Raw genomic sequence first — 8,984 nt, forward strand, 5'->3', positions numbered from 1 at the left:
GGTTTCTTGACGCAAAGGCGCAAGGGCGCAGAGTTTTTTGCATATGAGCGCCAAACCTTTGCGGCTTTGCGCGAGCTTATTTGCAAGGTATTGACCTTGAGCTACACGTCAGCCAACACTCCAAGCAGGGCATCACTCTGGGCCGGGGTGCCAACGCTGATACGGATGTAGTCGCGGAGCAAGGGGGTATGGTAGTAGCGCACGAGGATGCCGTGGGCTTCGAGTGCCTGCTTGAGCGCATGGGCGCTGCGCTCAAGCACGCGGCAGAGGATAAAATTGGCGGCGCTTGGGCATGGTTCTAGGTAGGGGAGGGCGGCAAGGCGGGGCATGAGCCGTTCGCGTTCGGCAACGATGCGGGCCACATTGGCGAGCAGCCAGGCGCGATCTTCAAGCGCGGCGAGCGCAGCCACTTGCCCGGCGACACTTACATTGTAGGGTTGCTTTATCTTCCAGAGCTGCTCAATCAACCAAGGGGGGAAGATGCCATAGCCAACACGCATACCGGCCAAACCCGCCCATTTGCTAAAGGTACGCAGCACCGCCAAATTGGCGTGGTGCGCCACCCAAGGCGCATAGCCCTGCTCCACGCCCGCAAACTCCAGATAGGCCTCGTCCACCACCACGAGCAGTGGTAGCGCCAACAGGCGCTCAAGCTGCGCTGGTGGCAACAGATTGCCACTCGGATTATTGGGGGCCGCAAGGAAGATAACCCGCGCCTTATGGCGCTCAACCGCCGCCTCAATCGCGGGCAGATCGAGGCCAAAATCCGCTTGGCGCGCCACCTGCACCACCCGCCCCCCACAGACCCCCGTATCAAAGCTGTACATCCCAAACGTAGGGGGACAATCAAGCACCACCTCACCGGGCCTCAAAATCAGGCGCAGAATCAGATCGATCAACTCATCGGCCCCGGCACCACAGAGAATCGTCTCGGCAGCTTGGCCCGTATAGTCCGCCAAGGCCGCCCGCAGACGGCTATGACCCGGATCGGGGTAGATGTGATAGTGCTGCTCATCAGCCAGCGCCGCCCACACACGCGGCGGTGGGCCGTAGGGATTCTCATTGGCATCCAGCTTCACCAGACGCTCAACCGGCAACCCCAGACGCTCGGCCAACACCTCAAGCGGCTGAATAGGCGTATAGGCTTCCAGTTCGGCAATCTCAGGTCGAATAAGGCTTGTAGGGGTAAACATAGGTCTATGCTGTGCTGTATAATCAAGAACGCGAAAGCCCATCTCCATCATAGTCAGCCAACCTTCACGAAGGGGTTGCGCCGCATTCGGCATAGCTAGTATAGCATAGGCACATCCTCAATTCTATGATTATTCCCATAACAGCACACACGGCAGGCGCTCCGGGGCGGCCAAACGTAGCAGTGTATAGCCTATGCCCGCCAAGCCCTGAAAGAAGCCGGTGCGTACTAGGCTTGCCGGAAGGTCGTGAAACAACCTGAAGGTGCCAAGCCTGCCGCTACGTGCCACGGCCTGCGCCGCCTGCTCACGGGCGCTTGCGATCAACGCTGGTCGCTGGAGACGTTTGCCCGCCTCGAGCATGCATTCGTAGCGCCCGAAGTTGCCGCAACAGACCACATCGAGCGGGTGCGCGGGCGCGGCGACCGTCGCCTCCAGCGCCCGCTCAAGCTCCGCTCGTAGTGCGGGCGTAGCCACGCTGGCGAGGATGCCTACATGGGCGAGCCCAATCCCCGCTGTGCCTTGGCAGTAGCTCGCAGCCATCGCGGAGCGCGACGCCACTGCTTGGATTGCCGTGAATCGCTCAGGCACCGCGCTGTAGCGCTGCACAAAGGCGCTGCCTGAAGGGCCAATTGCCGCTGCGGCTGTCTTCGTTGCAGCATACAGGCGTGCTAGGCTGTAGTTGATACCGGCACTCCCATGGGCCATTCCGCCGTTTTGTGGTGTTCCTTTGGGTTCTTTTGTGGCAATCAACGTGTTTTCTACCCGCCCATAGTAGCCGTCAAGCAGATGCAAGCCACACCAGTGGGCCCGCTCGAGCATCGTTGGATCGGACGTTGCTTGGTAGAGCACTAACAGACCCAGGATTGCACCGGCTGCGCCATCAAAGAGGTCGTATTGCTGATCACGCTGAATACGCTCCATCGTGATCGCGGCGGCGCAGCCCTGTGCCAGGGCGAGAATGTGCGGATCGTTCAGGAAGGTGCTGATCCGCACGAGCCCATAGACCAAACCGCCTAGTCCATTTGTGCCGCCAAGGTTCATCTGCGCTGGCAGAGCCCCAGCGGTGATGCTCTGCTGCAAAGGGGCCAACGTTGCGTAGATGAGTTCGCGGTAGCGCTCAGGGCCACCCAAGCTTGCGATGGCGGCGAGAAACAGCGCCACCCCAATGTTGCCATCGTAGAGCAGGTAATCTTGGGGCCAAAAGCGATAGTAGCGGTCGGCGTGTAGCGTGATCCATGTGCGTGAGCCATCAACTGTGGGCACCGCCATGCGCTCAAGCTGGGCGGCAAGAGCAAGGGCGGTGGTGTGGAACCCTGACAGGTTGTTTGACGCAACGGCGCGAAGGCGCAAAGCTTGCGATGGCGCTGGGCCAGTCTTTAGCCGCGTTGCAACGTTGGGTGGGCCAATGTGCAGCGCATGGCGGCGCAGGTGTAATGCCCCACGCAGCCAGTAGTGTTGCGTGGCCAGATCGTCTGCGGAAAGCGTAAGCAGCCGCTGGCGTACTTGGCTCAGGGGATCGCGGGCAAAATAGGCGCTGCTGCGTTCGCTCGTGGGCAAGTGCAGGTCGCTGCTGCCGATAGGGGCTTCAAAGCGGGGAATGTCGAGTTGCATGATCGCCTGGGCTTCGAGCGCACAGCGCGCCGCCTCCTGGGTGCGGAGCGGCTCAGGTATGGCCGCACTCAAGCGCTCCAGCAGGTAGCGCTGGCGCTCGTCGGCATGGCGCAACAGTTCGGGCTGGAGCGAACGCTGCCGCAGCGCCACATAGACAGCGGTGTCGCGCAGAATGGGCCGGGTGCAATACTCGGCCAACGGCAGCAAGGGGCTCGCTGGGTCAACCAGCGCCGCACCATCGCCGAGGAAGCGGCGGTAGAGCGCACAAAAGCCGCTGGCCATTGCACCACTGTAGGCACTGGGCTCAACTGGTTGCCCGTTGAGCAGCGGCAATCGGCCCCCCAGTCCGCTACTGTCCTGGAGTGCTGCTATTTCCCATGCGGGCAAAAAATGGGTGCGTAGCACGGTGGCGTTAAAGCGGGTAGGCGTAAGCATCTGGCTCTGCCAGCGGGATTCGGGCTGGAAGAGACATTCAAGGTCAATCAAGACCGGCTGCTCGCCCGCGCAGAGCAGGTTTTCATGGTGGGCATCGCTACCCTGCCACACGTAGAGGCAGCAGAGCAGCATGCCCGCTCGGTAGTAGTAGCGCCAAGCGCCGGTTTGATCAAGGCAAGCCTCTTCTGCCACATATTCCATCCAGCCATAGCCTGGGCGTAGCAGCAGACGCAGCACGCGCAAGGGCAACAGGCCATAGCGCTGGTTAATCCAGGCGAGCAGATCGAACCAAGCCGCTTCAAGCGCCATGTCCCTGGGCTTGTAGATCAGGTTGGTACCATTGGCAAAGCTCAGGCCCATAACGGTGCGGCCCTGCTGGTGGGCATCGGACAACCCGGCACGGATAGCAATCACTGGCCCCAATGCACCAAAGCTCTCTGCGAGAGCGTAGCTATCGTGGCGCAGACGTTGGCATAGCTCAGCGGCGGCAGCAAGCCAATCTTGGCCGAGCCGATCGAGCAGACTACACAGAACGGGAAATTCGCGCAGCGCAACCTCAAGCCCCTGCTGTTGGATGTGCTGCACAAAGTGGGGGTAGAGCGGGTGAGCGCTCATCTCTACAGGTTGCTCGGCACGCAACGGATCGCGCACAGCACAGAAGGCGGCAAAGAGCAGGTGCAACGTCGGCGTAACGACTTCGCTCAAGCGGCCCTCGAGCTGCGCCAGCAGACCTATGCGTACACTTGGCGCACAAAGATCGCCATAGTCGGCCAGCAGCGCATCAAGCGCGTGGGCAGCCGTGCGTACATGTGGTTGCAGGAGAGGGCTGAATGTGGTTGGTGGCATACTGGGCAGCATGATCCTGTTTTTTGAACAGATTTGTTAGGGATGGTTTCAAAACTACTGCGTGCATCCGTGCTGCTCGCGCACGAGTCTCGTTAACACCTCAACCCCCGCTGCGAGGATGTTATCATGCCCGGTTGCACCCGCGTCCACCGCTACATCGGGGGCGAGGCCAATTCCCTGAAATGGCGTACCGTCTGGCCAGGTGACGCGCATGCCAGTAAACGAGAACCAGCCGCCGTCGGGCAGATCAATGTAGGCCGCGTTGCCGTGGCAGCCAGGCGTTGCTGCGCCGACAAAGACCGCCCGCGCTGCGTTGCGTAGATACATGGCAACATCTTCGGCAGCACTCTGGGTAGTGACATCAATCAGGGCTACCACCGGCTCGGCAAAGAGCGGGTAGGCGCAATCGGGCGTAACCGTGTATTGAATGTGTCGCCACTGCCGATACTGGCGTTCGGGATGGAAGACGCGGGGAATGGCATAGCATGGCGAGACCACGGTTTCGCGGCAGAGGCAGCGGATCAACTCCTGCGGAAAGTGGCAGCGGGGGTAGCCACGCAGATCAAGGATGAGGCCACGGATGCCGGTGAGTAGCGCAAAGGCTTCGCGGAGCGTCTGCCGATCGGGGATGGCAAAGGGGTTCATGTAGGCCAAATCAGGGCCAAGCTTACGCAGATGGCGCACCGCTTCAGGCACGGGGAAGGGAAGTTGTGGTTCTGCTGCCTGCTCAGGTGGCGCGGCTCCTGCGTGCAGATCAGGATGCCAAGCGGTCGCGTGGCCGTCGTGGAGCGTCGCGGCGAGTGCGTTCATGTGGTGGTAGAAACTTGCTTGATCGGATGCCTCAGCGATCAATGGGAGCCAAGTGGCGAGCAATGGTGGCACTTGATGCGGCCCGTCGCCAGCCTGCTCACTCGTCAGCGGAAAGAGCGCAGCGAGTACGCTGTATGTCTTGAAGAGGCCCAACAGCCGTGTAGCGCGACTCAGCGGCATGGTATGCTCCACCCCTGGTGGCGCAAAGGCGAGCGGCGGCGGCGGCTCATCTTCGGGCCAAGCGAGAGCGGTGTGGATCTGGACACAGAGCCCTTCGGGATAGAGCTTGATCACATGCGGATCGCATGCATCGGCTATGGGTTGCCAAGTTTGGCGGTAGATGTAGGGTCGCCCATGTTCATTCCAACCCTCATGCACCCGCCGCAAGCCCGTGGCGGGTGTGGCTGGGCGGACGGGGCTCAGTGTAGCAAAGGAAGAGGGATCGCGTAGCGGTTGAAAGAGCAGACTATTCAACACAGTCACCAAGTCGGGCAGACTCTGGGCACGCTCAACCGCTGGGATCGCCCTGAGCAGAACCTCGTCCCAGCGTAGCTGTGGGCGGCGAACCAACGCCGGATGGAAAAGATAGATCTGGCCCCACACATCGGCCAAGATGGAGAGAAAACGCATGGTCTGGTTGTGTTGGTCAATCCAAGTTGGGTCTTTGGGCATCCTTTTCTACCCCTTCACCCCTGCGTAGCGTAGCCGCTGATAGTGTATCATGTCAAGGAGATCGTTGCGTCCTACCTGCGGGTCTTCAAAGCGGGTTGCATCGCCGGCGAGCCGCACCCGCTGCACCATGCCGTGCTGCACCACGTTCACGCTGTCGTACACATCGAACACGTTGCGCGACAGGATCACGTTGGCTGAGTGGCTTGGTTCGGGCAGTAAGATGCCTTGCAAGGGGCTGAGGTTGATCGGGCCGGTTTCGAGCAGGTAGCGCCATGAGGTGAGGATGTCGGTCTGCTGGTAGGGCGCGGTGACGGTACGCGGCTCTTTTTTGCCATCAATGATGATCATGGGAATCTGAAAGGGCGCTGCCGCGCCATAACGCGCATACTCTTGCGGCAACACCGCCCCGCGCCGCCGATGATCGCTCACAATCATGACCATGCCGTTGGCAAAGAAGTTGGTTGCCTCGAGGTAGCGGATAAATTCGTAGATTTTGCGATCAGCGTAGCGCATGCAGAGCCCTTCGGAAGCGCGCATGGTGTCGGGGTCAATGAAGGGTTCATGGCTGGAGCCGGTTTCGAGCACCATCAGGTAGGGCGATTGCAACCGCTGAAGATGCAAGATCGCATTCTGGTAGAGCGTCTCGTCGGTGGCCGTGCTGAAGCCCTGCGCCCGCGATTGGTCATGCTGTAGGTCGGCCCGCGCTTGCACGCTCGCAAAGCCGATGGTGCTGGCCCACGCCCCCACGCCGAACGCAGCAACATCGGCGGCGGTCATAAAGAGCGTCTGGTAGCCATGCCGCCCCATCAGACGGGGCAGTGTCTCGTCGAAGTGATCATAGACGTTGAGCGTCGGCTCGCGGGCATAGCGCGGTGAGGGCAGTGGTACAGTCCCGCCGAGCAGCGCCACCAGAGCATCGGTTGAGGTGCCACCATTGGCGTAGAAGTTGGTAAAGACCACATTCTCGCGCATGAGCATGTCGAGGTTGGGCGTAAAGTTGAAGATGCCCGACAGGTGCTTGCTGTGGCACATGGAGAATGATTCGAGGATGATGAGGATAAGGTTGGGGCGCGGGGTGACGCCCAGCCCCTGCACGCAGACGGCTGGCGGCTCGTTGTAGCGCGCCAAAAAGGCTTGGGCAAAGGCGCGTGAATAGGGCCGGTTTCTGGTCGCATTGAGGCGCAGCAGATCGATCACGTTGATCGCTGCGCTATGGGTGTAGGCCACAGGCGGCGGGGTGGTCGCCGTGGCTACGCTGGCGGTCGCGGCGGTGACGCTGGTACGGGCGGCGATGCTGGCGCTGAAGGCCGCAAGCAGGAGCGCTGCACCGCAGAGCCAGCCCGCAAGGGCGTAATTGGCCGCGACGGGGTAGGTCAGCAACCAGACCAGCAGCAACACAAATGCTACGATCAAGAGTAGGTAGGTATAGCTCCAAAGGCCAAGATGGCGCACGAGTGTCTTGATAACCGCAAAGGTGTAGGTTGGGTTCAGCTTGAAGGTGAAGGTATAGAGATCAGCCAGCGTGAGGCGTTGCGAGAAGTTCAGAAAAATGCCAATGTCCAACAACGCCAGTAGCAGCGGAAGCGCTACACCAAGGCGCAAGGCCAGCCCCAGCACCACACTGCTCGTGAGCAGCGAGAGCGCGGCGAGCAGGCAGAGATAGGCCCAGAAGCGCGCTTCATTGCCCAGCACAACCAGCAGAAAGCGCAGGTTGCGCTCGTAGCTCTGCGCCCGGTAGAGGACGCTGCCTTTGTAGAGCGTCAGCGCGACCAGTAAGAGCAAGCAGCCCACCAGGGGATGTCCGATCATCTGGTGCCATGGCGATTCGGTTGGGAGCATAGGGGGGATGTAGGCAAGATATTAGGATCTACGTCACCTACCCATCAGCGCAGCCAGAGCCGCTGCTGGATGCAGCACGGGTACGAGTCCCGTCAAGCGCGTGAGGTGTTCCCGGTCACGAGAAACGAGCGTAGTCTTGTGGCGCTGTGCGAGGGCCACATAGACCGCGTCAGCCCCGCGCAGCCGATGACTACGAGCAAGTCGGGCTGCGGAGTCTGCCAACGTCCGATCTAGGTCGTGGAAGGTGATGCACTGCCAGCGAGCGAGCAGGTGCGTAATGCGTGCGCTGCGCCGCTCGCCACGCAAACGCCCCACAGCAGCAGACACTTCGACCAGTACGAGCGTTGGGACAACTATGGGCAGCGAGCGTGTAGCGCTTTCGCGCAAGAATGCGCGGCTAGTGACATGATCCGTCTCATCGGCCTCGGTCGCGTTGACCCAGACACTGGTGTCAATGGTGTACACTAGCGCCTCATTTCACCAATCACCTCGATGCTATCGCGATCGAGGGGGCCGAGATCGGTGGCCTCGGCAACCAACGCATCCAGCTCAGCAAGGATGGTGCTAGGCATCTCGGTAGTCGTTGGGAGTACTTGGGCAACTTGGGGTGCAAGACGTTCGATGAGTCGGAGCTTATCGGCAGGCGGCAAGCGGGTTGCCAAGATGAGTACATGATCCAATGTCGGGGTTTCTGTCGTGGTCATAGATCTTGGTATCCTTGAATAAAGGTTATGCTTCGAGGCTGTCTGAACAGTTAGTGTACCCATGTTCTTTACGAGATAGCCCGTAAAGCCCAGAAGCTTGAGCCCTGGGATTCGTCACAGTACATACAAATCCACTAATGGCAGCGTAGCACCGCCGCGTTCCCGCCTGAACCACCACCTCCACAGCCAGCGACCGACGCCGAACTGCGCCCGCCCGCCGCCACCGCCTCAAGCTCCGTGTCGCGCAGATCGTCCGCATCCACCCGCGAGCGGAACGGTAGCACCAGGTAGCGCCGCGTCGGCGTCTCTTCGAGCGTCTGCAACGCCACAAAGTCGGGCACCTCCGTGCCATAGCTCTGCTTGAGCGTCGCTTTCGGATCGCGCAGCAACTCCTGGCGGAAGGCGGGGTCGCGCTGTGCCTGCGCCTGCACCTCGGTAGTCAGGCTGAACCACCCGGCCAGCCCGATCGCGGCCATCAGGCCACCCATGGTTTTGAGCATGGTGCGACGGCTGATCGGGCGCTGCCAGGGTAGCACCAGGTAGCGGGTGAGCGCGGTCTCTTCAACCACCTTGAGTTCTACTTCTGGGGGCAGTTCAGCGCCAAACGTCGCTGCCAACGTCGCTTTGGGGTCGTGCAGCAACGCCTCGCGGAAGGTGTCATCCGTCCAGGCCCGCGTGACGATCGCCTCGTTCAAGTCGTGGGTTGGTTCTGGTGTTTGGGACATAGTTGGCTCCTGTTGTTTGGCGCAAAGGCGCGAAGGTGCAAGGTTTTGTTAGGGATGGTTTTAGAAACAGCCTTTCAGCTTTAGACATGGTTCATAGTTACTTTACAGTTTGGTCTCCGATGGAGTGCCGACTTTAGTCGGCTGGGGTC

General features: G+C 60.7%; 7 protein-coding genes. All 7 read right to left on the reverse strand.

Annotation, left to right across the window (positions count from 1 at the left end; all coding sequences use genetic code 11):
- Nucleotides 1-101: 101 nt before the first annotated feature.
- The gene (gene hisC, locus CJ255_RS19915; protein ID WP_097645840.1) at nucleotides 102-1,193 is read right to left on the reverse strand and encodes a histidinol-phosphate transaminase; all 1,092 of its coding nucleotides are present in this window, start codon (nucleotides 1,191-1,193) and stop codon (nucleotides 102-104) included.
- A gap of 129 nt (nucleotides 1,194-1,322) precedes the next feature.
- Nucleotides 1,323-4,085: a type 2 lanthipeptide synthetase LanM family protein gene (locus tag CJ255_RS19920; protein WP_165774835.1), complete on the reverse strand. Its 2,763-nt coding sequence runs from the start codon at nucleotides 4,083-4,085 to the stop codon at nucleotides 1,323-1,325.
- 54 nt (nucleotides 4,086-4,139) lie between these two features.
- Entirely contained in the window at nucleotides 4,140-5,567 is a 1,428-nt protein-coding gene (locus CJ255_RS19925) for a S41 family peptidase (protein WP_097645835.1), read from the reverse strand.
- A 6-nt stretch (nucleotides 5,568-5,573) separates the two neighbouring features.
- Nucleotides 5,574-7,376 carry an LTA synthase family protein gene (locus CJ255_RS19930; RefSeq protein WP_165774836.1) on the reverse strand — a complete coding sequence of 601 codons (1,803 nt, stop codon included), beginning with the start codon at nucleotides 7,374-7,376 and terminating at the stop codon, nucleotides 5,574-5,576.
- A gap of 63 nt (nucleotides 7,377-7,439) precedes the next feature.
- Nucleotides 7,440-7,871, reverse strand: coding sequence for a type II toxin-antitoxin system VapC family toxin (locus CJ255_RS19935; RefSeq protein ID WP_097645837.1), 432 nt, complete (start codon nucleotides 7,869-7,871; stop codon nucleotides 7,440-7,442).
- Entirely contained in the window at nucleotides 7,871-8,110 is a 240-nt protein-coding gene (locus CJ255_RS19940) for a hypothetical protein (protein WP_097645838.1), read from the reverse strand. Before CJ255_RS19940 ends, CJ255_RS19935 begins: the two co-directional genes overlap by 1 nt.
- A gap of 134 nt (nucleotides 8,111-8,244) precedes the next feature.
- Nucleotides 8,245-8,835 (reverse strand): NHLP leader peptide family RiPP precursor, encoded by a 591-nt coding sequence (locus tag CJ255_RS19945; protein ID WP_097645839.1) that lies wholly within the window; start codon nucleotides 8,833-8,835, stop codon nucleotides 8,245-8,247.
- Nucleotides 8,836-8,984 lie beyond the last annotated feature (149 nt).

Source organism: Candidatus Viridilinea mediisalina (genome assembly GCF_002532535.1).
GTDB lineage: Bacteria > Chloroflexota > Chloroflexia > Chloroflexales > Chloroflexaceae > Viridilinea > Viridilinea mediisalina.